Source organism: Streptomyces sp. NPDC046335 (assembly GCF_055587985.1).
The window spans coordinates 1-25,978 of record NZ_JBVJFF010000001.1 but is presented as its reverse complement, the minus strand read 5'-3'; the positions used below and the strand labels follow the sequence as shown (position 1 = coordinate 25,978).

The window sequence follows — 25,978 nt, the reverse complement described above, 5'->3', positions numbered from 1 at the left end:
TTAACAGCATGCCGACGAATGGCGAATCGGCCCCGGGAATGCCGGTGGGGCGGTCTGGTTAACCATTCCGCCACGCGTCGTTCACCTTCCGGCCCACCACGGGTCGACACGAATGCCGGGCCGACACCTAACGTCACCCGCGTGGTTAAGCTCTCCGTCATCGTGCCGTTCTACAACGTGCAGCAATACGCGCCCGACACCTTGAAGAGTCTGCGTGCGAACGCGCGGGACGACTTCGAATTCATTCTCGTCGACGACTGTTCGCGCGACGAGACCCCGGACATCCTGGAGCGCGCCGAGCGCGAACTCCCCGGTGCCGTGCTGCTCAGACATGAGCGGAACGGCGGGCTCGCGACGGCCCGCAACACCGGGCTCGACGCGGCGCGGGGCGAGTACCTCACCTTCCTGGACGGTGACGACTGGCTCGCGCCCGGCTATTACGAGCGGCTCCTGGCCGCCATCGAGGGTCTGGGGTGCGATTTCGTACGAACCGATCATGTGCAGTGCACCGCGCGGGCCCGCACCGTGCACCGGGTGCCGCACGGCAGGCGCGGGGTCGTGATGAGCCCGCGGGAGGTGATCCTGCCCGCGGACCGCTCGACGTCCGTCGACTACGCGTACGCCTGGGCCGGCGTCTACCACCGGCGTCTTGCCGACAAGGGCCTCCTGCATTTCACCGACGGTCTGCGCACGGCGGAGGACCGGCCGTGGATCTGGCGGCTGCACCGGGAGGCCGAGTCGTTCGCCGCGGTGAGTCTGCTCGGCGTGTTCTACCGGCGCGGGGTCGCCTCGTCGCTCACCCAGATCGGTGACGTGCGCCAGCTGGATTTCATCAAGGCATTCGACCAGGTGGTACGGGAAACCGCCGCGGACAGGGATGCGGCGGAACTGCTGCCGAAAGCCGTGCGCACCTACTGCGCGATCATCTCCCATCATTTGGGTTCCATCGAAAGGTTCGAGCCATCCGTGGCCCGCAAATTGAAGTCGATGAGTGCGGCCGCGCTGAAGCGGATGCCGCAGGACGTTCTTGAGCAGGCGCTCGACTCCATGGACGTCCAGCGGGCGACCAGGCTGCGCAGGCTGCGCCGCCGCCCGGTCTCCGCGGAGGTGGCCGCGTAATGCCGACGCAGATCTTCCTGGCGTCCACGCTGTACGGAGCGGCGACGCTCGCCGCGGCCCTGGACGCCGACCGCTTCGACCCCGCCGACCGGCGCATCCTGCTGGTCAGCAACAACGCGGCGACCCCGGAGACGGCGACACCGCTCGACGCGATGCCCGGCTTCGAGCTGCTGCGCGGCCGCTTCGACGAGGTACGGTCCTGGAACGAGGCGATCTTCCCGTTCCACCCCGGCGGCTGGTCGCCGCGCGGCGACGACGTGACGCTGTGGGAGCGCTACGTCCGCATGCTGTGGGACCTCGGCGACGACGAGATCGAGCTGGCCGTGGAGTCGATCCAGGTCAACCCGGCCCTCGCGCTGGCGCAGATCTTCACCGGTGCGCCCGTGGACGTCTACGCCGACGGCCTGATGAGCTACGGCCCGACCCGCAACAAGATCGACCCGCTGGTCGGCACCCGGGTGCGGCGCCTGCTCCACCTGGACCTGGTGCCCGGCCTCACGCCGCTGCTCCTCACCGAGTTCGGCGTCGAGCCGGAGATCGTGCCGACGGAAACGTTCCTGAAGGTCCTGGCCGAGCTGGGCGAACCTGGCGCGGAAGCCCCGGAGTTGCCAGCGCTCGACGCACCGGCGCTCGTCCTCGGCCAGTACCTCTCCGCCCTCTCCATCCTCACCCCCGAGGAAGAGGAGGCGCTGCACGTGCGCATGGTGCGGGGAGCCGCCGAACTGGGCCACACCCAGGTGGTGTTCAAGCCCCACCCGACGGCCCCGGCCCGCTGGTCGCGCACCCTGGAGAAGGAGGCGCGGGCGATCGGCGTCGAGCTGACGGTGCTCGACAGCCCCGTACTCGCCGAGGTGCTGTACCAGCGGATGCGGCCCGCGCTCGTCATCGGCTGCTTCTCCACGGCCCTGCTCACGGCGTCCGCGCTCTACGGCCTGCCCGTCGCCCGCACCGGCACGGACCTCCTCCTTGAGCGCCTCGCGCCCTACCAGAACAGCAACCGCGTCCCGGTCACGATCGTCGACGCGCTGCTGCCGGAGCTCTCCGACCACGCGGCGGTCAGGGACGCCCGCGCCGACATGGGCACGGGCGAGCTGACGAACCTCCTCAAGGCCGTCGGCTTCGCGATGCAGCCGCAGATCTACCCGGGGCTGCGGGCCGACGCCGAGCGCTACCTCGCGCGCAACCTGACCACCCGCACGTGGCGCTACTTCAAGCGGCGGCGCCTCACCGCGCTCGCCCTGCCGGGCGCGGTGCCCTCGCAGCTCGCGTTCATCCCGCGCAACGCGGCGGTGCGGCGGGTGGCCCGCCGGGCGCGTTCGGTGCAGCGCTCGCTCAAGCGGACCGCGCTCGGATGACCGCCCCCGCAGCCACGCTCCCGGAGTCGCGCCCGGGAGCGGGCGCCTCCTCCGGCATACCCCCGGCCGCCGCGGTGCCCGCGCGCGCGAAGCCACGGCTCCGCGCGCTCGACGGGCTGCGTCTGGTCGCCGCCCTCATGGTGGCGGCCTACCACTACGGCGGCCGTGACGGCGAGATAACAGAGGCCTGGGGCAGCTCGCCCAAGCTCCAGTTCCCCACCGCGTCCGAGTGGTTCGCGTACGGCTGTCTCGGCGTACAGATCTTCTTCGTGATCAGCGGCTTCGTCATCTGCATGAGCGGCTGGGGCAGGCCCCTGCGCTCGTTCTTCGCGTCCCGCGCGTCCCGGCTCCTGCCCTCCTACTGGGCGGCGATCCTGCTGGTCACGGCGGTCTTCGCGCTGCCCGTCGTCGCGTACGAGGCGGTCTCCCCCAGCGACGCGCTGGTGAACCTCAGCATGCTCCAGCAGCCGCTCGGCGCGGACCGCGTGCTCGGGGTCTGCTGGACGCTCTGGGCCGAGCTGCGCTTCTACGCGCTGTTCGCGCTCTGCGTGGTCCTGCCGGGCGCGAGCCGCGCGCGGGTGGTGCTGTTCTGCGCGGTGTGGACCCTGGCGGCGGCACTCACGGAGGCCGCGGACCAGCCGCTGCTCGAACTGATCCTCATGCCGGAGTACGCGCCGTTCTTCATCGGCGGCATCGGCATCTACCTCCTGCACCGCGACCGCCGCGACCTCACGGCGTGGGGCATCGTGGGCGTGAGCTGGCTGATCGGCCAGCACTACGCGGTCGACCGGCTGTGGCACGCGCCGAACCCGGACTTCTTCTCGTACCGGTCCTCGACGGTGATCATCGCGGTCGTGACGGCGGGCTTCGCCGCCGTGCTCCTGATCGCGCTCGGATACCTGGACCGCGTCAACTGGCGCTGGCTGACCGTCGCGGGCGCCCTCACGTACCCCTTCTACCTGGTGCACGAGCACCTGGGCTGGGTGGCGGTGGAGGCGCTGCACCGGGGCCTCGGCCTGCCCTCGTACGCGACGCTCGGCCTGACGGTGGCCGCGATGCTGGTACTGGCGTGGCTCCTGAACCGGTACGTGGAGGAGTGGCTGACCCCGGCGATCCGCAAGGGACTGCTGACGGCGCGGAGCCGCCCCTGAGCGGTTGCGGGGCCGTCCCTAGGTCGGCTCCGGGGCGGCGAGCGTCGCCCCGATGCCGGCGACGACGGCTGCCAGGCCCGCCTCGAAGCCGCGGTCGTGGGCGCGGAAGATCTCCTCGCCCGCGGCCGCGGCGAGCGGGTACGCGGCGAGCCGTTCGGCGCGCGCCGCCAGGGTCCGGGTGGCCTCCTCGCCGTCGGGGCCCATGGCCTGTTCCTCGATGACGTGTCCGATGGTGAAGCTGTACGCGGTGGACCACGCGCGCGCCGCGGCCGACGGCGTGAACCCCGCCTCGGTGAGCGTGCGCAGGTGGGCCTCCATGGGCGCGGCGTAGGACAGGTCCGTGAAGTGGGTGCCGCTGTAGACCCTGGCGCCGTCGCGGTAGCGCAGCAGGTGCTCGCGCAGCCCCCGCATCGAGCCGGCGAGCGCCGTGCGCCAGTCGGGGTCGGGCGCGGCCAGGAAGTCGGCGCTCATGCGGCGCATCATCTCGGTCGCCATCTCGTCGAGCAGCGCCTGCTTGTCCTTGAAGTGCCAGTACAGAGCGGGCGCCTTGACGTCCAGCTCCTTGGCGATCGCGCGCAGGGTCAGCCCTTCGAGCCCGTTCCGGTTCAGCAGATCGAGCGCGGTGCGGGCGACTTTGGTCCGGTCGAGTCGTGTCGTGGCCACCTTGACAATTTAACACCGTTAAGCGCACCCTCTGAGCCATGACACCACTTAACAGCGTTAAGGAAGCGGTGGCTCGGACCGCCGACGTACTCGTCGTGGGCGCCGGGCCGACCGGCCTTGCCCTCGCCTGCGACCTCACGCGGCACGGCGTGCGCGCCCTGGTCGTCGAACGGTCGGGCCCGCCGTCCCCCGCCCTCCCCGGCTCCCGCGGCAAGGGCGTCCAGCCGCGCACCATGGAGGTCCTCGACGACCTCGGCGTGATCGACGCGTTCCTCGCGGTGGGCGGGGACATCCCGGTCGGGATGGTCTGGCGGAACGGTGAGCGGCAGGGCGAGCACCGCATGTCCGACATCCCCGCGGTGACGCCCACCGCCCCCTACACCGGCCGGGTCGTCCCCCAGTGGCACACCCAGCAACTGCTGCTCGCCCGGCTGCGGGAACTCGGCGGCGACGTCACCTTCGGCACGGCCGTGACGGAGCTGACGCAGGACGCGGACGGGGTCACCGCCGCGCTGTCGACGGGCGGCACGGTCCGCGCGGCGTACGCGGTGGCGGCGAACGGCGGCCGCTCCACCCTGCGGCAGGCGCTCGGCATCACCATGACGGGCGAGACGGTCGACCCGAAGCCGGTCCTGGTGGCCGACGTGTGCGTGCCCGCGCTGGACCGCGACAACTGGCACATGTTCCCGCCCGCCGAAGAGGGCGACCTCTTCGCGGCGCTCTGCCCGCTGCCGGGCACGGACGTCTTCCAGCTCGCCGCCCAGCTCCCCGAGGAGGACCCGGTCACCGGCGGGCTGCCGATCGCCGACGGAGTACCGGCCACCGGCGGGGGGACGGCCACCGACACCTCACTCGACGGCGTACGCGCCACCGTCGCCGCCCGCACCCATCTCGCCCCCGAGGACGTCACCGAGGTGCGCTGGGTCTCCGCCTTCCGGCCGCGCGCGGCGCTCGCGGACCGCTTCCGCGAAGGCCGCGTCTTCCTCGCCGGGGACGCGGCCCACGTCCACTCGCCCGCGGGCGGGCAGGGCCTGAACACGAGCATCCAGGACGCGTACAACCTCGGCTGGAAGCTCGGCGCGGTCCTGCGGCACGGCGCGCCCAAGGCCCTGCTCGACACCTACGAGGAGGAGCGGCTGCCCAACGCCGCCCAGATGCTCGGCCTGTCCACCCGCATCCACCGCGGCGAGGCCCAGCGGGGCGCCGCCACCCGGCAGCTCGGCATCGGCTACCGCGGCTCGTCGCTCGCGGTGGACGCCCGCGAAGGGCTCCCGGAGGAGGCGCTGCGGGCGGGCGACCGCGCGCCGGACGGACCGTTCGGCTCCAGGACGCTGTTCGACGCGTTCCGGGGCCCGCACTTCACGCTCCTCGCGGTGGGCGTGGACGGGGAGCTCCCGCGACCGGCCGGCGACCTGGTCCACGTACACCGGCTGCCCGCTTACGAGCCGTACGGCAAGGGCTTCTTCCTGGTCCGGCCTGACGGGTACGTGGGCTGGGCGGGCGAGGACGCGGAGGGTCTGCGGGAGTACGTGGGGACGTGGCTCGGCGCCCGGCTTCCGCCCCTTGACCTGAAGTCTGCTTGAGGTCCTACGTTCGTCTCCATGACGACCTTCACGTACTCCCACTCCGACACCGACCTCGTCAACCAGCCGATCGGCTACTGGAGTTCGGCCGCGGGCTCCGCCGTGGTGCACCACATCCGCACCATGCTGGCCGAGATGGGCCTCACCCAGCCGCAGTGGTGGATCCTGAACCAGCTCACCGACGCGCCGGAAGGCCGTGCCCGCGAGGAGGTGGTGACGGTCCTGCGGGGCTACCTCGACACCGGCGACGGCGCCCTGCTGCACGACATCAGCGCCCTGCACGACCGCGGCCTGATCACCGAGGACGCGGCGGGCCGCGTCGCGCTCACCGAGGAGGGGCGCGCGCTGCGGGCCCGCACGGCCGCGCGTCAGGCGGGGGTGCGCGCGGAGATCCACGAGGGCATCACGGACGAGGAGTACACACGGACGCTCAAAGTCCTTCAGCGCATGATCCACAACGTGGGCGGCACGGCCTGGCACCACTGAGTTCTCATTGCCGGTGCCGTGGACGCGGCCGCTCAGACACTGCTGAGCGACAGCTTCACCGCGAACCCGAGGAACAGCGCCCCCGCCGCCGACGTGGCGCCCGCCGAGAACCGCTTACGGCGGCGGAAGGCCGCGGCGAGGCGGGTGCCGCTGAAGATCAGGGCGGTGAGGTAGAGGAAGCTGGCGGCCTGCGCGAAGGCGCCGAGTACGACGAAGGAGAGGGCGGGATAGGCGTACCCGGGGTCGACGAACTGCACGAAGAAGGCGATGAAGAAGAGGATGGCCTTCGGGTTGAGCAGACTGATCACCAGGGCCCTGCGGAACGGCCGCTCGGCGGCCTGCTCACTGCCGGCCCCCTCCGCGCCCGCCCCCGCGCCGCGCTCGTGCCGCGACCGCCACATCGCGACGGCGGCCCGCAACATCCCGAACGCGAGCCAGGTCAGATACCCGGCGCCCGCGTACTTCACGATCCCGAAGAGCACGGCGTTGGCCTGAAGCAGCGAGGCCACACCTGCGGCGGAGAGCGTCATCAGCACGGTGTCACCGCACCAGACGCCCGCGGCGGCGGTATAGCCGGTGCGTATGCCCCTCCGCGCGGCGACGGAGAGCACGTACAGCGAGTTCGGCCCCGGCAGCAGAACGATGAGGACGAGGCCCACGAGATAGGTCGGAAGATCGGTGACACCCAGCATGGCGGGAGTCTCGCACGACCGCCCGACACGGGGCACGGGGCGTCCGGACGGCGGACGGGGCGGCTGCCGCTACCGGGGGTCGGCCCCTCAGTCGCCGTCCAGAAGCGTGTCCACGGAGAGGTCGAGGCGCACACCGACGCAACGGGGGACCTCGAAACTCTCGCCCCGCTTGTAGCGGGAGCGCGTCACGTACTCGCCCTCCTTGGGGTTCTCGTGGACCAGCACCTCGCCGTGCTTGCGGTCGGCGACGACATAGACGGGAACGCCCGCCTGCGCGTAGCTCTCGACCTTCGTGCCGAGGCCGTCCGACCAGTTCGACGACGTCACTTCGAGTACGAGACGGAAGACGTTCGGGGCGTAGCAGCTCTTCCGGACCAGAGCATCCCGGAAATCCTCGTCGACGACGGAGAAGTCGGGGATGGCGAAGTCGTCCGGCAGGGCGGGGAGCCAGAGGCCGATGCCCTGGACGTATTCGAGCCCGGCCTCATCCAGCCTGGCCCGGTCGAACGCCCGGCCCAGCTTTGTCAGCGACAGCGCATGCGAGCCGTCCGGCGGTGGTGTCACAGTGAGCCTCCCCTGGAGAATCTCCACGCGGTGCCCAGGCATTGCACGGGAGAGCAGGTCGGCGGCTTCGCCCAACGTCAGCTTGTGTTGCAGTACAGCCACGGCATCCTCCTTTTCGGGGCTCACTCTTCACGAGAATAACCGGCTGTTCCCTCCTTCCGCCCGCACTCACCCGAACGGGTGTCTTCGCAGGTCAGCGGTGTCGCTCGGCTCGAACGGTTCCGGCTCGTGCGGAATGCCTTCAGCTCGCGCCCGCCGTATGGAAGCGTCACCCCCGGCAGAGCGGGAAACACTTTCAGAGGTAGTTGTCCGGTGACCCGGGGGGGCGTGATGGGCGAGGGAACGGTCGGTAGGGGTGCGGTCGGCGGGGCTGCGGCTGCCGTGGCTGTGTTGGTGCTGGTCGGGGGCTGCAAGGCGGTGGCCGTCGATACGGAGGGCGGAGGGACGGAGGGTGCGCGGCCGGGGGCGGCGGCGTCCGGGGACGGGAAGCCCGGGGCGTCGGCGTCCGGAGGCGGGAAGCCCGAGGCGGCGGCGTCCGGGGGCGGGAAGCCTGAGGCGGCGGTATCCGGGGAGAGGGAGCCGGGGGCGGCGGCCGCTCCCGGCTCACCCGAGTCCCCCGAGGCTTCGGCGGCCCGGGTCACGCCTGCTCCCAGGACCCTCATGGCGCCGGGCGCCCGGGGCAAACAGGTGCGGGAGCTCCAGGCCAGGCTGCGGCAGATCGCCTGGTTCCACGTCGACCCGTCGGAGCACTACGGCCCGGTCACGGCCGCGGCGGTCAGAGGGTTCCAGGCCAAGCGCGGGCTGCCCGTCACCGGCAGGACGGACACCGTCACCTGGCAGCGGCTGCTCGCCATGACGCGCGAGCCGACGCGGCAGGAGCTGTACTCGGGCGGCGGCATGCCGGCCGCGAAGCCGGACCCGCGCTGTATGACGGGCCGCGTCCTGTGTCTCGCCAAGAGCAGCCGCACGCTGACGTGGATGGTCGACGGCAAGGTCATGTCCACGATGGACGTCCGCTTCGGCTCCCAGTACACGCCGACGCGCGAGGGCACCTTCAAGGTCTACTGGAAGTCCCGCCACCACGTCTCGACGCTCTACGACACGGCGATGCCGTACGCGATGTTCTTCAGCGGCGGCCAGGCGGTGCACTACTCGGCGGACTTCGCGGCCAGGGGCTACGCCGGCGGCTCGCACGGCTGCGTGAACATCCGGGACAAGGGCAAGATCGCGAGCCTCTTCGCCCAGGTGCGGAACGGGGACCGGGTCGTCGTCTACAAGTGAGACAAGAAAGCGGCGTGGGCGGGATCGGGGGAACGTATCCCGCCCACGCCAATGGCACGGAGCCGAAGGTACGGGGGGAACCCCCGGCTCGTGCGCGGGCCGATGACCAGTCGGCTCACTTCTTACTGCGCCACCCGTTCAGAAAACGTCACACCTGGTCCGGGGCCTTTCCATGCGCCGCTCCCTGCGCCGCGCTCCCTGCGCCGGGAACTACGCCGGGGACTACGCCGCGCGGGCCAGGGTGCTGTAGCTCGCCGCGGGCGTCACCGGTGCGGCCGGTGACGGCGGGGCGGGGATTCCGGCCGTGTCGCCGCCTGAGCCGCCCTCCGCGCCGCCGTCGCCGCCCGGCGCCTCGTCGCTGTCGCCGTCGCCGTCCTCGCCGCGGCCTTCGCCGCCACTGTCCCCGCTGCCGTCGCCCTGCTGGCCGCCGGTCTGCTGGCCGCCGCCCTGGTGACCGCCGGCGAGTATCCGGCCGCAGAACTCCTCGATGCGGGCCGGCCCCTTGGCGAACTCCTCCAGGCGGCGGCGCTTCTCGCCCCGGAGCCCGCCGCTGCGGTAGTCGCGGCAGGCGATGACGACCTTGCGGTACCAGTCCTTGGTGCTGTCGGCGGGCGGCGGCTTCGCCTCGCCGCCGGGGCGCCGCGTCGGCTTTCCGGTGGGCGCGCCGCCGGCTTCCGCCTCCGGGGTGCGCGCCGTCTCCGGGCCGCGCGTGGTCTCGTCGTCGTCCGGCGCCGCGCTGTCGTCCGGGGTCAGATCCTCGGAGGGCTCGGCCGCGTCGTCCGACGGGGACGCCTCCGCCGCCTCCGGGCTGGCGACGGGCGACGCCGAAGCGGCGGGGCCGGGCTCGTGGTGCTGCCCGAACGGCGAGGGCAGCACGCCCGTACCCGCGGCCACGGCGACGCCGCCGATCATGCAGCCCGCGAGCGCAGCGGCCAGCCCGAGGCGCACCGGCCGGCCCCAGCGGCTCGGTCTCGGCCGGCCGGTGGCACGGCCTAGCCGTACGGTCTCGGCGGCGGCGCTCTCATGGGCGGACGTGGCGAAGGGAGCGCGCGCCCCGGCCTTCGCGGAACCCGCGCGGGCGGCACGGAAGGCGGCCAGGGCGGCGGCCTCACCCGGAAGTTCCGCTTCCGCGGGAGTGGTTCCACGGTCGTCGGCCGCCAGCGCTCCGAGCGCCTGCGCGAGCCGGTCGGCCTGTGCACGCGCGTGAGGGTCGACGTCGTCGAGGGGCTCCCCGCGCAGCAAACGCTCCGCCGCGTCGCGGTCCAGCCACTTCTCCTGCTCGTCGGCCATCACATGTCCTTCTGCGTCCGCGCACGCGTTTGCGTCACACAGACGGATGCCGCCGCGCGTCCGCGCGGCTCTCTCTGCGGGGGGACGGCGCCCAGTGCGCCGGCGGGTTCCGCGGGGTCCGCGCCGAGCAGTTCGGCGAGCCGCTTGAGGCCGCGGTGGGCCGCCGTACGGACGGCTCCGGGGCGCTTGCCGAGGGTCAGGGCCGCGCTCTTGGCGTCGAGTCCCATGACGACCCTGAGCACCACGGCCTCCGCCTGGTCCTGGGGCAGCTTCGCTATCAGCGCCATGGCCTCGCCGGTGGCGAGGGACTCCATCGCCTCGTCCGCGGTGTCCGCGTCGGCGGGCTTGCCGGCCAGTTCGGTCTCGTCGCCGCCTATCGCCGGGCGGCGGCCCCGCATGCGTATGTGGTCGAGGGCGCGGTTACGGGCGATGCGCGCGGCCCAGCCCCGGAAACGGTCCGCGTCCCCGCTGAACCTCTCCAGGTCCCGCGCGATCTGCAGCCAGGCCTCGGAGGCCACGTCCTCGGCGTCCGGATCCCCCACCAGCGTGCGTACGTATCCCAACAGCCGCGGGTGCACAGCGCGGTACACAGTCCGGAACGCGGTCTCGTCCCCGTCCTGTGCCGCAAACACCGCGGCGGTCAGCTCCGCGTCGTCCCCCAGCACTTTCAATCCTGCCCACTCGGAGGTGTGCGCCCGGCCCCGGCGCGAGCAGCACGCTACGGGTTCGTCGGGGGCCACGTCCATGTTTGTACAACGTGCAACTAGCGGGTGTCACATCGCCTTGCCTCGCGGTGTGACACAAAACGCATGCGCGGCGCTGAAGGAAGTACGGACCGTTCGCGGTCCGCACCGTGTGCCGGCCGGGGCCTCTCCTGTGGGGGGTGGCGGCCCCGGCCGGTCATCCGGTGCACGGCCGCCGGCCCTGGGCCGCTCCGCTGCCGTCAGCCGGTGGCCGTCATCTGCTCCGTGATCGCGCTCACCAGGGCTTCGTGCTGGTCCACCAGGTAGAAGTGGCCGCCGGGGCGCACCTGTAGCCGGAATCCCCGCGAGGCCACGTCGGCCCAGGCCGCCATGTCGTGGGCGGACATGGACGGGTCCGCGTCGCCCACGTACGCGTGGACGGGGCAGCCGACCGGGGCGGCGTCGCGTGGTCCGTAGGTGCCGACGACGGTGAAGTCCGCCCTGATCGCGGGCAGGACGAGTTCCCGCAGGTCCGGGTCGTCGAGCAGTTCCGTGTCGGTGCCGCCGAGCCGGGACAGTTCGGCGATCAGCGCCTCGTCCCCCTGCTCGTGGAGGCGCCGCGGGGTCAGCCGGTGCGGGGCCTTGCGGCTGGAGACGTGCAGGGCGGCGGGCCGCACGGCGTGCTCGCTCCACAGCCGCAGCGCCACCTCGTAGGCGAGCGAGGCGCCCATGCTGTGGCCGAAGAGCGTCACCGGTACGTCCACGAACGGCAGCAGTGCGGCGGTCACGTGGTCGGCGAGCTCGTCCATGCTGTCGACGCACGGGTCGGTCAGCCGGTCGTGCCGCCCCGGGTACCGCGCCACCAGGACCTCCGTGCCTTCGTCGAAGGCGGCGCCCCAGGCGTGGTAGAAGCTCGCGGAGCCGCCCGCGTGCGGAAGGACCACCAGACGGCGGCGCGGCGCCGCCTCCCCGAACTCCCCGTACCTGCGGAACCAGCGACCGCTGTCGACGCCCGTCCGCACGCCGGTCGTCCGCACGCCGGTCGCCCGCCCGCTGTCACTCACTTCGTCCCCATCTCATCCGTCCAGCGACCAGCTCTGGGTCGCGTCGATCCTGAGGGCCGCGTCGTCCAGGAGTTCCTGTGTGACGGGACGGCCCACGTTCAGCGCCAGCAGGACCTCCTCCCCGGCGTTCCCCGCCGGGGTGGCGCGCGCGATCTGCAGGGTGTCGACGGGCACCCCGTCGAGCGCCGCGCCGACCGCGCCGACGAGGCCCGGCCCGCCCGGCGCGCGGAAGAACGCCATGCTCCCGGTGAGTGCCAGGTCCACCTCGAAGCCGCACACCTTCACCAGCCGCCCGTCGGCGTGCGGCCCGGCCGACGTGCCCGAGACGGAGACCACCTCGCCCGAGGGCATCTCCCCCGACACCGTGACCAGGCCGCCGTGCGGCGCGGTGCCTTCGTGATCGGCGAGCAGCTCCGTGCCGAGGCCGCGCTCCTGGGCGAGGAGCGGAGCGTTCACATAGGAGACACCCCCGTCCACCACACCGCTGAGCGCGCCCTTGAGCGCTGCCTGCTCCAGCGCGGTGGTGTCACGCCCGGCGATCTCCCCCGCCACCGTCACCAGGAGCTTCCCGCGCAGGCCGGCGGCGACCGCGGTGAACAGCCGCCCCAACCGCTCGGTCAGTGCCAGCCACGGGTCCAGGTCGCCGTCGACCGTACCCATGCGCACGTTGACCGCCTCTGGCACACACCTCCCAGCGAGCGCCTGCCGCACGGACTCGGCCACGGCCTCCCCCGCGCGGGCCTGTGCCTCGGTGGTCCCCGCCCCCAGGTGCGGAGTGGCGACCACGTTGTCCAGCTCGAAGAGCGGCGAATCGGTGCACGGCTCGGTGGCGAACACGTCGAGGGCCGCACCCGCGACCCGGCCCTCCTTGAGCGCGGCGTACAGCTCGGCCTCGTCCACGATCCCGCCCCTGGCCGCGTTGACCAGGCGGACCCCGGGCTTGACCCGCCGCAGGGCGTCGAACCCGATCAGGCCCGCCGTCTCGGCGGTCCTGGGGAGGTGGACCGTCAGGAAGTCGGATGCGGCGAGGAGTTCGTCGAGCCCGGCCATGCGCACACCGGTCCGGGACGCGTGCTCCGGCTGCACGTACGGGTCGTACGCGAGCACCCGCATGTCGAAGGCGCTCATGCGCTGGGCCACCAGGGACCCGATGCGGCCCAGGCCGATGATGCCCAGTGTCTTGCCGGACAGCTCGACGCCGGTGAACCGGCCGCGCTGCCAGTGGCCCGCCCTCAGCGCGGCCGCGGCCTGCGGGATGTTCCGCGCCACCGCGAGCAGCAGGCCGACGGTGTGTTCGGCGGCGCTGACGACGTTGGCCGTGGGCGCGTTGACCACCATGACGCCCGCCCGGGTGGCGGCGGGCACGTCCACGTTGTCGAGGCCGACCCCGGCCCGTCCGATCACCTTGAGCCGCGTTCCGGCCGCGATCGCCTCGGCGTCCATCCGCGTGGCGCTGCGTACGAGTACGGCGTCGGCCTCGGGCAGTGCCGCGAGCAGCGCGGCCCGGTCGGTGCCGGCGCAGTGCCGGACCTCGGCATCGGGTCCCAGGGCGGTGACGGTGGCCGGGGAGAGTTCTTCGGTGATCAGGACGACCGGTCTGTCCGTCGGTCCGTCCGTCGGCTTGTCCGTCGCTCTGTCCGTCGGCTTGTCCATGGCAGCGGCTCCTGTCTCGCGTGTGTCCCGCAGGGGCGGTCGGCCGGTCGGGGAGGCGGAGGACACGGCGGACGTCATCGGTCAGTGCCCCGTCGGCAGCGGCAGGCCGGTGACCGGGTCGCCGAGGACGACCGCGATCTCGCGGTCCCCTTCGTAGGGCTCCCTGCTGTGGGCCATCCGCAGGTTGTCCACGATCATCAGGTCACCGGCGCGCCAGGGCTCGCGCAGCGTGTGCTTCTCGTAGACCTCGTTGAGGGTGAGCACCGTCTCCTCGTCGAGGCGCGTGCCGTCGCCGTGCACGCTGTTGAACGGCAGCCCGTCCGCACCGAACTCGAACGTCAGGTACTCCCTGATCGCCGGGTCCAGAGTCCACTCGTTGAGGAAGGCGATCTGGTTGAACCAGCCCCGGCGCCCGTTGCCGGGGTGGCGGAGCACGGCGGCGGCCCGCTGCCGTGTGCGCAGCTCACTGTCGCTCCGCCACTCGTACGCGATGCCGTTGGCGTCGCAGTACGCCTCGACGGCCGCCGGGTCCGCGGTGCCGAAGGAGTCGGCGAGGCCGACCCCGACGGTGTCCGTGTAGGAGCGGGTGAGTTGCCAGCCCTCCTCCTCGAAGCGGGAGACGAGGGCGGCGGGCAGCGCCTCCAGGACGGCCTGTGAGTCCGCGACGCCGGTCACGCCGCCGGACTCCGGCGCCGTCAGGCAGGCGAAGAGCAGGGTGCCGGGCACCTCGCGGGCGTAGCTCAGCTCGTGGTGCATGCACATCGGCTGGTGCGCGGGCCACTCGGAGGAGGAGAGGACACCGTCCGCGAGGACCTGGCGCGGCGCGAAGCCCTCGCGCTCGGTGATGACCCGGTCCAGGTAGGCGCGGCCCACCCGGGCGACGGCGTCCACGTCGCCCAGGCCCAGGCCCCGCACCAGCAGGGCCCCGTGCTCGGCCACCGTCGCGCGCAGGCGCGGCCGGTGCTCGGTGACCCAGGCGGCGGGGTCGGCGGGGGCCGGGCCTCCGAGGTGGTGCACGGCCGAACTGCCCTCGGTCCTGATCACTTCGAACGGGGCGGTCCGCGCCGCCTCCGACGTCACATCCATCGTGCGGCCACTTCCTTGTCGTTGCGTCGGGTGCTGTTTCGCGGTCACTTCGCGGGCTCGGGGACCTTGGCGGCCGGTGTCATGAGCCCGGCGAGGTCGGCGAGCCGGGGGTGCTGGTGTACGTCGCGCAGCGTGAAGGCCCGCTCCATCCGTACGACGAGCTGCACCGCCGAGAGCGAGGTGCCGCCCTGTTCGAAGAAGTTGTCGGTGCGTCCGATGCGGCCCGCGGGCAGCCGCAGGACCTCTTCCCAGGCCGCGGAGAGGTGCCGTTCCGCGTCCGTACGGGGCTCCTCGTGCCGCTCCTGCCCCTGCCGCGCGGCCAGTTCCAGCGCCAGGGCGACCAGGGCGCGCTTGTCGGTCTTCCCGTTGGAGGTCAGCGGCAGCGAGGTCAGGCGTTCGAGCCTGCGCGGCACCATGTAGGCGGGCAGTGCCCGCGCGAGCCGCTCGCGCAGCGCCTCGGCGGGTTCGTCGGAGCCGGTCTGGAAGCCGACCAGGTGGCGGCCCTCGTCGGGGCTCTCCACGACCACGACGGCACCGTCGCGGACCCCGGGCAGCCGCAGCAGATGGTTCTCGATCTCGCCGATCTCTATCCGGAACCCACGGATCTTGACCTGTGCGTCACGGCGTCCGAGGTATTCGAGGGAACCTTCCGGCAGCCAGCGTCCGAAGTCGCCCGACCGGTAGAGCCGTCGGCCGGGACGGTGCGGGTCATCGCCGAACGCCTGGGCGGTGCGTTCCGGGTCGTTGACGTAGCCGCGGCCCACGCACACGCCCGAGAACACGATCTCTCCGGGCGCGCCGAGCGGCACCGGCCGCAGTTCCTCGTCGACGACGTACACCGTGACGTTGCCGACGGGCGGGCCGAGCGGGACCGCGTCCCGGACCGGCACCGAGGTCATCACCTCGTGGTTGGTGTCGTCGCAGGTCTCGGTCAGGCCATAGGCGTTCATCAGGGCGATGTGCGGGAACCGCGCGAACCAGCGCACGGTCAGTTCCTTCTTCAGCGCCTCACCGGTGACCGAGACGCAGCGCAGCGCGGGCAGTTCCCTGGGCCGGGTCTCCAGGCGGGCGAGCACGACTTCGAGGTACGAGGGGACGGCCTGGAGGACGGCGACCTCGCCCAGTTCGACGACGTCGAGGTAGCGGTCGACGTCGAGGACCGCCTCCTGCTCGATGATCAGCGTCCGCCCGCCGACGACGAGGGCCGCCACGAGCTGCCACAGCGAGATGTCGAAGGACTGCGGGGCGGTCTGGGCCACCACCTGTCCCGCGCCGATCCCCTGGTCGTCGATCTTGGCGTAGAGGTGGTTGACGAAGCCCGCGTGCTCGCACATCGCGCCCTTGGGCTCGCCGGTCGAGCCCGAGGTGAAGTACAGGTAGGCGAGTTGGTCCGCCGCGACGGGTACGGCGGGGTTGTCCTCGGAGCGGCCCTCGGCGTACGCGTCGGTGACGGTGAGCAGTTCGAGGCCGGCCGGTGCGGCCCGCTCCAGGTGCCCGGGGCCACCGCCCTCGGCGAGGGCTCCGCTGCCGGTGAGGGTTCCCCTCTCGGTCAGAACTCCGCGCTCGGTGAGGACGAGGGCGCAGCCGCTGCGCTCCAGCGTCCTGGCCATCCGGTCGACCGGCGCCTGCGGCTCGATGGGCAGGTACGCCGCGCCCGCCTTGAAGACGCCGATGACCGCGGCCAGCCAGTCCAGGTTGCGCTCGGTGACCACCGCGACCACCGACTCGGCGGCCAGGCCCCGGGCGAGCAGGGCGTGGGCGACGCGGTTGGCGCGCGCGTTCAGCTCCGCGTACGTCAGGCTCGTGCCGCCCTGCACGGCGGCCGCCTCCGTGGGCCTGACCGCGACCTGCTCCTCGAACAGCTCGTGGAAGCGACGGTCCGGTATCTCCCGCCGTGGCCCGGCCAGTTCGTGGATCTGGTGGTGGTACTCGGCATCGGTGAGCAGCGTCCGGCCGCGGCTCGGGGCGTCGGGTGCGGCCGCCAGCATGTTCAGCGCCGTCAGGTAGTACCCCGCGACGCGGTCGGCCGCTGCGGCGTCCAGCACGTCGGTCCGGTAGTTCAGCAGGATCGCCGGTCCCTCGGGCCCGTACCGCAGGCTCGTCGTCAGGACGGTGTCCGGCGCGGGCCGCGCCGGGGGGCCGTCGAGGCGGCCCAGGTCGAGGACGGTCTCGAAGGCGCCGTCGGCGGGTGTCCCGGCGGCGCGCCCGGACGCGGCGAGCAGCTCGCGCCACGTCTCGTCGTGGTGGGCGAGTGCACGGGGCCGGGGCGCGCCGGGCGCGCACTTCGGGGTGGACGCCGGCGGGACGTAGCCGGTCAGCAGGGCGCGCTCACCGCTGAGCGCGGCCAGGACCGCGGTGTGGGCGGCGACGGCGGCCGCCTCCCAGCCGGCCGCCGACCGCCTGGCCAGCAGCCGTATGCGCGCCGCGAGACGGACGGGGACCCGATGGGTCAGCTCGGCCCGCTCGGGTGTTCCCTCGGGGACACCGCCCGGCGGAACCCACCGCGGAATCAGCCGCTGAGGTGCTCCAGTGATCGTCATCGCTCTCTCCTGTGAGGCCGGTCGGCAGGGTTCCGGGAATCGAGGTACCTGTCGGGGGTACGGGGTGTCGGCGGACGTCCGAAGCCGTCGGGCCTGCCGAAGCCGAAGGACTGGCCGTCCGTGGTGCCGGCGGACGCCGTCGGGCGTGACCGGCCGGCGAGTCCTTCGGCTTCGGGTCTCGCGTTTCGTTCCTCTGGATAACGCGCGATACCGGAATCGACCCTAAGCGCCGGAGTTCACTGCGACAAGGGATTCCCTAACGGAATGCCGGTACGTAATTCGAATAATTGAATGAGGAGAATTGAATGACGCGTTGCGCGACTCGCGACCGCTGTCCAGGCCCGTTAAAACCGGCTGTTCAGCAGGTGGTTCGCGGCGCGCGATGGCAGCCGGCTGCCATCCGGTCACCCGCGCCGCGGCCACCGAACCGTACAGACCGGAGAAAATGCCGGTGCCGGGGTCCGCGACTGACAGTTTGCGGACATCAGAGAATGCCAGGGTGCCCGGAATTCACGTCGTCCGCCGCATCGCCGTGTACAGGGCCCGCAGCATGAGGATCGCGCTCACCGCGAGCAGGTGGTAGCCGAAGAGCGGGTAGAGCTCCAGTCGCGCGGTGGCATGGGGGCCCCGTCCGGTGCCGAACACCACGAGCATCACCCCCATCAGGCCCGTGCAGGCGGCCAGCAGGGTCACGGTCAACTGGTGCAGCAGGCCGGTGACGAACCGGCGCTCGCGGTCGTCCGCGAAGACACGCACCCGCACGCCGAGGCGCCCCTCCTCCAAGGCGGAGCTGATGCGTTCGGCCCGCCGGGGCAGGCGGCGCAGCATCGGCAGTGCGGAGAGGATCTCGTGGGCCGCGCTCTGCACGAAGGGCGGCAGGCCGGGCAGCACGAACCCGTCCTCGTCGGCGCCGCCGCTGCCGTTCCGGTCCTCGCGCCCGCGGAACCGCAGGTCCTCGGTGAGGATCTCGACGGCGAAACCCCGCGCCTCAGCGAACAGGTCGAAGCCGGGGGAGAGCTGGGTGAGGGTGCCCTCGACGGTGGCCAGGGCCCGGAAGACCGCGGCGACCTCCGGTGGCACGGCGAGCCCGAACCGGGACAGCATGCGAAAGAGCGCGGTATATGCCTCGGAGTCCGGCGGGGCGCCCGCGCCCAGGTGCCGGGCCATGAACCGGCCGAGCTCCCGCTCCAGGACCAGGGGGTCGGGCTGGAGCTCCTCGTTCAGCGTCGCCCGCATGCCCAGCAGGGTTACCAGGGCGTCGTGCAGCCTGGCCGGGTCGCCGCGGTCGACGGCGACGAGGAGTTCCTGGATGGCGACCCGCACCGGGCGGCCGATTCTGCCCACCGAGCCGAAGTCGATCATTCCGATACGGCCGTCGTCGAGCAGCAGGGTGTTGCCCGGGTGCGGGTCGGCGTGGAAGACGCCCGCCCGCAGGATCTGCTGAAGCACGGCTGCCAGTACGGTCCTGGCCAGCGCCTCACTGTCGAGGCCCTTTCGCCGGGCGACAGCCGGGGCCCGGTCGAGGGTGACGCCCTCCAGCCACTCCTGCACCAGGACCCGGGCCGAGGTGTAGGCGTCGTACACGCGTGGAATGCGTACGGCCGCGTCGGCCTCGAATCCGCCGCAGGCCCGTGCGACCGCTTGCGAGTTGCGGGCCTCGATGCGGAAGTCCAGCTCCTCGCGGATCGACTGGGCGAAGCCGTCACCCAGCTCGCGCAGGCCGAGACCCCGCGCGGAGCCGGCCCTGGCGTGGATGCCCCCGCTGATGGCGAGCACGATGTCGAGGTCGCGCTCGACGGTCTCGCGGATGCCGGGGCGCTGCACCTTGACGGCGACGACGGGGCCGCCGTGCAGTCGCGCGCGGTGCACCTGGGCGATGGAGGCGGCGGCGACCGGCACGTGCTCGATCCACTCGAAGACCTCCGCCACCGGTTTGCCCAGTTCCTCGCGGAGCAGCGTTTCCACCTCGGGCCAGGCGGCGGGGGGCGCGTTGCTCTGGAGGCGGCTCAGTTCGTCGGTGAAGTGGGGCGGCAGGAGGTCACGCCGGGTGGACAGGACCTGCCCGAGCTTGATGAGGACGCCACCGCACTCCTCCAGCGCGGTGCGCAGGGCCCTGGCGGACTGCTCGCCGAACTCCCCCGGTCTCATGGCGCGTTCCAGACGGGAGCGGCTGCGCACGAGCCGGCCAAGGCCGTTGCGCATGAAGATCCGGCTGATCTGCGAGTAGCGGCGGGCCCGGCGGAGCCGCGCGCCCGCACCGCGCAGCAGTCGCAGCGGCAGCGCCCAACTGCCGTGCGGAACAAGGACGTCGGCGACCGCGATCGTGATCATCGCGGCGAACAGGGACAGCGCGATCTGGACCACGGTGAGCATGCCGCGGCTCTCCTGCTCCGGCACCATCTGCCCGAAGACGGCCAGGGTGCCCAGGGCCACCAGGCAGGCGAAGAACGCGCGCAGCGGGCCGATCGTGATGCCGAGCAGCCCTCTGGACGCCGCCCGGACACCGAGGTAGACGCCGCCGAGAGTGACCACGGTCGTCAGCACGACGACGACCGGCAGAGCGGGACCCGCTATGTCGGCGGCCTGTACGGTCATGAAGAGACTCCCTCGGTTGTCGCGGGCCACCCTAGGCAGGGCATCCGCGCGTTCCGAGGGATGTGTCAGCTACATGCAGCGGCCGGCCGACGCGGGAACGGCCGCGGCGCGGCGGCGCTTCCCGGGGCCGGGGCGTGCCACCTTCCTGCCAACACTCGCCGGACTGGCCACCGGCCTCCGGCCTGTCCGTCGCCGGACTGCCGGCGTCACCGGCGGGAGGGGCCCGCGGAGAGGGGGGGCGCACGGCCGTCACCGGCCGGCGGTCCGCCTCTCCGCGGACTCGCTCACTCCTCGAAGGCAGGCCCCGAGAGCTTCTCGCCGACTGCCTCACCGATCAGCTTGAGGGCCTCGGGCCCCATCAGCTCGTCGTGCGTGCAGTCCAGCTCACGGATGTCCATCTTCTCGGTGAGGTGCGGCGTCCACAGTTCGGCTTCCGGCGCCGACCGCGGGCGTCCGCGTACCGCCCTGAAGAACAGCGCCTCTCCGTCGAAGCAGCCGGGAGCGTGCTCGCCGTCGATCACCATGTTGTTACGGGTCACCTGGGCCACCCGTGCCAACGTCCCGGCGTCGAAGTTCCCGAACAAGCCTCCCTGCTCGCCGAGGAGTTCCGCCGCGGCGGTCGCGGTCAGCGGGCCGGCGGCCGGATCGGCCTCGACTCCCGCGTACTTCAGCAGCTCACCGAACAGGTACTCGTCCGAAGGCACCGTGGACGTCTCGCCGCGCTCGGCCGGGTAGGAGTCGAGCATGGCGAGCAGTTCCACTTCCTCGCCCGCCGCCCGCAGCTGTACGGCCATGGCGTGCGCGACGACTCCGCCGAACGACCAGCCGAGCAGGTGGTAGGGCCCCGACGGCCGGACCTCACGGATGCGGGCCACGTAGTCGGCCGCCATGTCCTCCAGCGTGCGCGGCGGCTCCTCGTCGCCGTCCATGCCGCGGGCCTGCAACGCGTAGACCGGGTGCTCGGCCGAGATCTCACGGAGCAGCCCGGCGTAGGACCAGCCGAGTCCGGTGACCGGGTGCACGCAGAACAGCGGTGCTCCGGTGCCGGCCGTGCGCAGCGGCAGCAGTACGTCGAAGGCTCCGCCCTCGTCGTCGCCGTCTAGCTTCAGGGCCAGCTCCGCCACGGTGGGCGCCTCGAACAGCGCCCGGATCGGCAGCCGTACGCCGAACACGGACCGCACCTTCGCCAGCATCTTGACGATCATCAGCGAATGGCCGCCGAGGTCGAAGAAGTTCTCGTGCACTCCCACGTTCGGTACGTCCAGCGCCTCCGCGAACAGTGCGCAGAGCAGTTCCTCCTTCGCGTTGCGGGTCGGCCTGCCGGCTGCCGAGGCGGCGGTTCCCGGCTTGGCCGAGGCCTCGGACCCGGACCCGAGCTCGGACCCGGACCCGGACCCGGACCCGGTCTCGGGCGTGGCGATACGAGCGGGCCGTCCTTCGATCTCGGGTACGTCTACGCTGCTCACGCGGGCCGTCGGGTCGGTGACCATCGCCTTGAGGACGAGCAGCAGCCGCTGGGCCAGGGCCTCCACCGTCTCCCGGTCGAACAGCTCCAGGCTGTACCCCACCGCGCCGACCAGGGTCGTGACGGTCGCGCCGTCTCCGGCGTCCGCGGCCTCGCGCTCGTCGAACACGAACGACAGGTCGAACTTGGCCGCGTCCAGCGGCACTTCGTAGGGCCGGGCGGTGATCCCCGGCAGGTCGATGGTCGGCTCCGAGACGTTCTGGAACTCCATCGTGACCTGGAAGAGGGGGTGGCGGGCCAGGGAGCGGTCGGGGTTGAGGACCTCCACCAGCCGCTCGAAGGGCACGTCCTGGTTGGCGTACGCCGCCAGGTCCGCCTCGCGCACCCGGCCGATCAGCTCGGACACCTGCGGGTCACCCGACAGGTCGGTGCGCAGGACAAGCGTGTTGATGAAGAACCCGATCAGCCGGTCCAACGCCTCGTCCGTACGACCGGCCACCGCCGTGCCAAGCACGATGTCCTCCCCCGCGCCCAGGCGGCCAAGGAGCATCGAAAGACCTGCCTGGACCACCATGAACACGCTCGCCTGCGAGTCACGAGCCAGCTCGGCGAGACCCCGATACAGCTCGGCGTCCACCGTGAACGTCACCGCATCACCGCGATACGAGGACACCACCGGCCGCGAACGGTCCACCGGCAGCGCCAACTCCTGCGGCGCATCGTTCAGTTGTTGCTTCCAGTACGCGAGCTGCCCGGCGATGGCGCTCTCGGGGTCCTCTTCCTTGCCGAGGACTTCGCGCTGCCACAGGGTGTAGTCGGCGTACTGCACCGGCAGCGGCTCCCAACCCGGCGCACGGCCTTCGGCTCGCGCCCGATACGCCTGGGAGAAGTCGGCCGCCAGCGGAGCCACCGACCAGCCGTCACCGGCGATGTGATGCAGCACGAACAGCAGCACACTCTCATCACCCGGCAGATCGAACAGCACCGCACGCAGCGGCGCCTCCACCGACAGGTCAAAGCCACGACCCGCCTCCACCGCCATCGCGGCCTTCAGCGCGGCCTCATCCGCGACGCCGACCACCGGCACCTCGACATCGACATCGCCCACGACCTGGCACGGCTCGCCATCGCCGGCCTCGACGAAGACCGTCCGGAGACTCTCGTGGCGTGCCACCACATCCGCGAGCGCGGCCCGGACGACCTCGACGTTCACCGCGCCGGTCAGGCGCAGTGCACCGGGGATGTTGTACGCGGCCGACTCCGGCTCCATCCGGTTCAAGAACCACAGCCTGCGCTGGGCGAACGACAACGGCACCACATCCGGCCGCTCCACCGCCGCCAGCGCCAGGCGCGCACTCGGTGAGCCCGTCACCCGCAACGCCAACTGCGCCACCGTCGGCGCCTCGAACAACGCCCGAATCGGCACCTCCGTACCGAACGACGAACGCACCCGCGACACCAACCGCGTCGCAAGCAGCGAATGACCACCCAAGTCGAAGAAGTTGTCATCCACCCCGACCGAATCCAGACCCAGCACCTCAGCGAACAGACCACACAGGATCTCCTCCTGCGGGCTGCGAGCACTACGCCCGGTGCCGGCCACCATGAATTCCGGCGCCGGAAGGGCGCGCCGGTCCAGCTTCCCGTTCGGCGTCAACGGCAACGCATCGAGCACGACGACTGCCGACGGCACCATATAGCCCGGGAGCGAACGTCCCACGAAGGCACGCACCTCACCCCCGTCAAGCTCACCGCCGGTGGAAACCACGTAACCCACCAGCCGCTTGTCACCCGGCCGGTCCTCACGCACCACCACCGCCGCCTGCCCCACACCAGGAGCACCCAGCAGCGCCGACTCGACCTCGCCCAGCTCGATGCGGAAACCACGCACCTTCACCTGGTCATCGACCCGGCCCACGAACACCAGATTCCCGTCCGGCAACCACCGCACCAAATCCCCGGTCCGGTACATACGCTCACCAGAACCACCGAACGGACACGCCACAAACCGCTCAGCCGTCAAACCAGCCCGACCCCAATACCCACGAGCCAGACCAGCACCCGCCACATACAACTCACCCACCACACCAGCCGCCACCGGACGCAAACCACCATCCAGCACGAACACCCGCGTACCCACCACAGGACGCCCGATCGGCACCACACCACCACCACCGGCCAACGGACCACTCATCGACACACACACCGTCGACTCCGTCGGACCATACGCATTCACCATCCGCCGACCGGCCGACCAACGCTCAACGGCGTCTTCGCCGATCGCCTCACCGGCCACGGCGAGGGTGGTGGACGCCGGTATGCCGTCGGCGGGCAGGGCCGCGAGCGCTGCCGGGGTGAGGGTCACATGCGTGACCTTCTGGTCCGCGAGCACGCGGACGAGACTGGGGCCGGGCAGGAGTTCGTCGGCCGAGGCCAGGACGAGGGCCGCGCCGATTGCGAACGCGGTGCCGATCTCCGAGATCGCTGCGTCGAAGCTCGGCGAGGCCATCTGCAGGACCCGGCTGTCGCCCTTGATCGCGAACCCGTCGCTGAGGGCAGTGGTCATGTGGGCGATGCCGTGGTGTTCGACGACGACGCCCTTGGGGCGGCCCGTCGAACCAGACGTGTAGATGACGTATGCCGGGTGCTCCACCCGCAACGGCTCGTCCCGCTCGCCGTCCGTGACATCGGCCGCCGACAGCGCGGCCACCTGCGCGGCCACCGCAACGTCGTCCACGACCACCACATCGGCCGCGCCGACATCACCCACATCCACGCCGTCCAGCGTCAGCACCACCACCGGCGCCGCGTCAGCCACCATGAACGCCATCCGCTCCACCGGATAGCCGGGATCGACCGGCACATACGCGCCACCGGCCTTCACCACCGCCAGCAAAGCCACCACCAGCTCCACCGAACGCGGCATCACCGCAGCGACGAAACGCTCCGGGCCCACACCACGGCCGATCAGATACCGGGCCAAGCGGTTCGCCCGCTCGTTCAGCTCCGCATACGTCAGCTCCACGTCACCGCACACCAGCGCCACCGCATCCGGCACCGACGCGACCTGACGCTCGAACAGCACCGGCAACGTCGACGGCTCGACCTGCCCCGAACCCGGCACCTCGTTCCACTCCACCAGGACCCGGTGACGCTCCGCCTCACTCAGCACATCGATGCTGCTCATGCGGGCCGTCGGGTCGGTGACCATCGCCTTGAGGACGATCAGCAGCCGCTGGGCCAGGGCCTCCACGGTGCTTCGGTCGAACAGGTCCAGGCTGTACTCGATCGTGCCGAACAGCGTGCTGCCGTGCTCGCGTGCGCCGCCGCCTTCTCCCTCGCCCTCGGCCGCGCCATCGCCCTCGCCATCGCGCTCGTCGAACACGAACGACAGGTCGAACTTCGCGGAGTCCGCCGGGACCTCGAAGCTCGTCGCCTCGATGCCGGGCAGGTCGATGCCGGCCTCGGGGACGTTCTGGAAGACCAGCATCGTCTGGAAGAGGGGGTGGCGGGCCAGGGAGCGATCCGGGTTGAGGACCTCCACCAGCCGCTCGAAGGGAACGTCCTGATTGGCATACGCCGCCAGGTCCGCCTCACGCACCCGGCCGATCAGCTCGGACACCTGCGGATCACCCGACAGGTCGGTGCGCAGGACGAGCGTGTTGATGAAGAACCCGATCAGCCGGTCCAACGCCTCATCCGTACGCCCGGCCACCGCCGTGCCAAGGACGATGTCCTCCCCCGCGCCCAGACGGCCAAGGAGCATCGACAGACCTGCCTGGACCACCATGAACACGCTCGCCTGCGACTCACCAGCCAGGCCCGTGAGACCCCGATACAGCTCGGCGTCCACCGTGAACGTCACCGCATCACCACGGTATGAGGACACCACCGGACGCGAACGGTCCACCGGCAGCGCCAACTCCTGCGGCGCGCCAGTCAGCCTTTCCGTCCAGTACGCGAGCTGCCCGGCGATGGCGCTCTCGGGGTCCTCTTCCTTGCCGAGGACTTCGCGCTGCCAGAGGGTGTAGTCGGCGTACTGCACCGGCAGCGGCTCCCAGCCGGGGGCGCGGCCTTCTGCTCGCGCCCCGTAGGCCCGGGAGAAGTCGGCGGCCAACGGGGACACCGACCAGCCGTCACCGGCGATGTGATGCAGCACGAACAGCAGCACACTCTCATCACCCGGCAGATCGAACAGCACCGCACGCAGCGGCGCCTCCACCGACAGATCAAACCCACGACCCGCCTCGACCGCCATCGCGGCGTACAGGGCCTCCATGTCGGCCACCGGCACAACGGGCACGACCGGGGATGCGGCTGCCACGTCGATCAGGATCTGGCAGGGTTCACCGTCGCCGGCTTCGGCGAAGACGGTCCGCAGGCTCTCGTGGCGCTCCACCACATCCGCCAGCGCGGCCCGGACGACCTCGACGTTCACCGCGCCGGTCAGGCGCAGTGCACCGGGGATGTTGTACGCGGCCGACTCCGGCTCCATCCGGTTCAAGAACCACAGCCTGCGCTGGGCGAACGACAACGGCACCACATCCGGCCGCTCCACCGCCGCCAGCGCCAGGCGCGCGCTGGGCGAACCCGTCACCCGCAACGCCAACTGAGCCACCGTCGGCGCCTCGAACAACGCCCGAATCGGCACCTCCGTACCGAACGACGACCGCACCCGCGACACCAACCGCGTCGCAAGCAGCGAATG

At 71.8% G+C, this 25,978-nt stretch carries 17 protein-coding genes; 6 read left to right on the top strand and 11 right to left on the bottom strand.

Annotated features, from left to right (window positions below):
* Window positions 1-141 precede the first annotated feature (141 nt).
* From ACZ6JY_RS00085 to ACZ6JY_RS00075, 3 genes are read left to right on the top strand one after another with little or no spacing between them, the layout of a single operon-like run.
* The gene (locus tag ACZ6JY_RS00085; RefSeq protein ID WP_469190620.1) at window positions 142-1,119 is read left to right on the top strand and encodes a glycosyltransferase family 2 protein; all 978 of its coding nucleotides are present in this window, start codon (window positions 142-144) and stop codon (window positions 1,117-1,119) included.
* On the top strand, window positions 1,119-2,474 hold the full coding sequence (locus ACZ6JY_RS00080) for a polysialyltransferase family glycosyltransferase (RefSeq protein ID WP_469190618.1): 1,356 nt from the start codon (window positions 1,119-1,121) through the stop codon (window positions 2,472-2,474). The genes ACZ6JY_RS00085 and ACZ6JY_RS00080 overlap by 1 nt, the downstream gene beginning before the upstream one ends.
* Window positions 2,471-3,625, top strand: coding sequence for an acyltransferase family protein (locus ACZ6JY_RS00075; RefSeq protein ID WP_469190616.1), 1,155 nt, complete (start codon window positions 2,471-2,473; stop codon window positions 3,623-3,625). Before ACZ6JY_RS00080 ends, ACZ6JY_RS00075 begins: the two co-directional genes overlap by 4 nt.
* An 18-nt stretch (window positions 3,626-3,643) precedes the next feature.
* On the opposite strand, the gene ACZ6JY_RS00070 is transcribed toward ACZ6JY_RS00075, so the two are convergent.
* Window positions 3,644-4,297, bottom strand: coding sequence for a TetR/AcrR family transcriptional regulator C-terminal domain-containing protein (locus ACZ6JY_RS00070; protein ID WP_469191851.1), 654 nt, complete (start codon window positions 4,295-4,297; stop codon window positions 3,644-3,646).
* A gap of 29 nt (window positions 4,298-4,326) precedes the next feature.
* On the opposite strand from ACZ6JY_RS00070, the gene ACZ6JY_RS00065 reads away from it, so the two are divergent.
* Window positions 4,327-5,871 (top strand): FAD-dependent monooxygenase, encoded by a 1,545-nt coding sequence (locus tag ACZ6JY_RS00065; RefSeq protein WP_469190614.1) that lies wholly within the window; start codon window positions 4,327-4,329, stop codon window positions 5,869-5,871.
* 18 nt (window positions 5,872-5,889) lie between these two features.
* On the top strand, window positions 5,890-6,357 hold the full coding sequence (locus ACZ6JY_RS00060) for a MarR family winged helix-turn-helix transcriptional regulator (RefSeq protein WP_469190613.1): 468 nt from the start codon (window positions 5,890-5,892) through the stop codon (window positions 6,355-6,357).
* A 32-nt stretch (window positions 6,358-6,389) separates the two neighbouring features.
* On the opposite strand, the gene leuE is transcribed toward ACZ6JY_RS00060, so the two are convergent.
* Both leuE and ACZ6JY_RS00050 read right to left on the bottom strand, forming a co-directional pair.
* Entirely contained in the window at window positions 6,390-7,049 is a 660-nt protein-coding gene (leuE, locus tag ACZ6JY_RS00055; protein WP_469190611.1) for a leucine efflux protein LeuE, read from the bottom strand.
* 87 nt (window positions 7,050-7,136) lie between these two features.
* Window positions 7,137-7,715, bottom strand: a complete 579-nt coding sequence (locus tag ACZ6JY_RS00050; RefSeq protein ID WP_469190609.1) for a Uma2 family endonuclease — start codon at window positions 7,713-7,715, stop codon at window positions 7,137-7,139.
* A 228-nt stretch (window positions 7,716-7,943) separates the two neighbouring features.
* Between ACZ6JY_RS00050 and ACZ6JY_RS00045 the strand changes: the two genes are divergently transcribed.
* Window positions 7,944-8,894 carry a L,D-transpeptidase family protein gene (locus tag ACZ6JY_RS00045; RefSeq protein ID WP_469190607.1) on the top strand — a complete coding sequence of 317 codons (951 nt, stop codon included), beginning with the start codon at window positions 7,944-7,946 and terminating at the stop codon, window positions 8,892-8,894.
* Window positions 8,895-9,116: 222 nt separating this feature from the next.
* Here the strand turns inward: ACZ6JY_RS00045 and ACZ6JY_RS00040 are convergent, their stop codons facing one another.
* The 8 genes from ACZ6JY_RS00040 to ACZ6JY_RS00005 form a co-directional block, all read right to left on the bottom strand.
* On the bottom strand, window positions 9,117-10,184 hold the full coding sequence (locus ACZ6JY_RS00040; RefSeq protein WP_469190605.1) for a hypothetical protein: 1,068 nt from the start codon (window positions 10,182-10,184) through the stop codon (window positions 9,117-9,119).
* Entirely contained in the window at window positions 10,184-10,849 is a 666-nt protein-coding gene (locus ACZ6JY_RS00035; protein ID WP_469190603.1) for an RNA polymerase sigma factor, read from the bottom strand. Before ACZ6JY_RS00035 ends, ACZ6JY_RS00040 begins: the two co-directional genes overlap by 1 nt.
* 278 nt (window positions 10,850-11,127) lie before the next feature.
* On the bottom strand, window positions 11,128-11,931 hold the full coding sequence (locus tag ACZ6JY_RS00030) for a thioesterase II family protein (protein WP_469190601.1): 804 nt from the start codon (window positions 11,929-11,931) through the stop codon (window positions 11,128-11,130).
* A gap of 12 nt (window positions 11,932-11,943) precedes the next feature.
* Window positions 11,944-13,584, bottom strand: a complete 1,641-nt coding sequence (serA, locus tag ACZ6JY_RS00025) for a phosphoglycerate dehydrogenase (protein WP_469190599.1) — start codon at window positions 13,582-13,584, stop codon at window positions 11,944-11,946.
* 81 nt (window positions 13,585-13,665) lie between these two features.
* Window positions 13,666-14,670, bottom strand: coding sequence for a TauD/TfdA family dioxygenase (locus ACZ6JY_RS00020; RefSeq protein WP_469190597.1), 1,005 nt, complete (start codon window positions 14,668-14,670; stop codon window positions 13,666-13,668).
* A 44-nt stretch (window positions 14,671-14,714) separates the two neighbouring features.
* Window positions 14,715-17,210 (bottom strand): non-ribosomal peptide synthetase, encoded by a 2,496-nt coding sequence (locus ACZ6JY_RS00015; RefSeq protein WP_469190595.1) that lies wholly within the window; start codon window positions 17,208-17,210, stop codon window positions 14,715-14,717.
* Between the two features lie 510 nt (window positions 17,211-17,720).
* Entirely contained in the window at window positions 17,721-19,805 is a 2,085-nt protein-coding gene (locus ACZ6JY_RS00010) for an ABC1 kinase family protein (protein ID WP_469190593.1), read from the bottom strand.
* A gap of 284 nt (window positions 19,806-20,089) precedes the next feature.
* Window positions 20,090-25,978, bottom strand: a 5,889-nt coding sequence (locus ACZ6JY_RS00005; RefSeq protein ID WP_469190591.1) for an amino acid adenylation domain-containing protein, incomplete at its 5' end; no start/stop codon positions are given.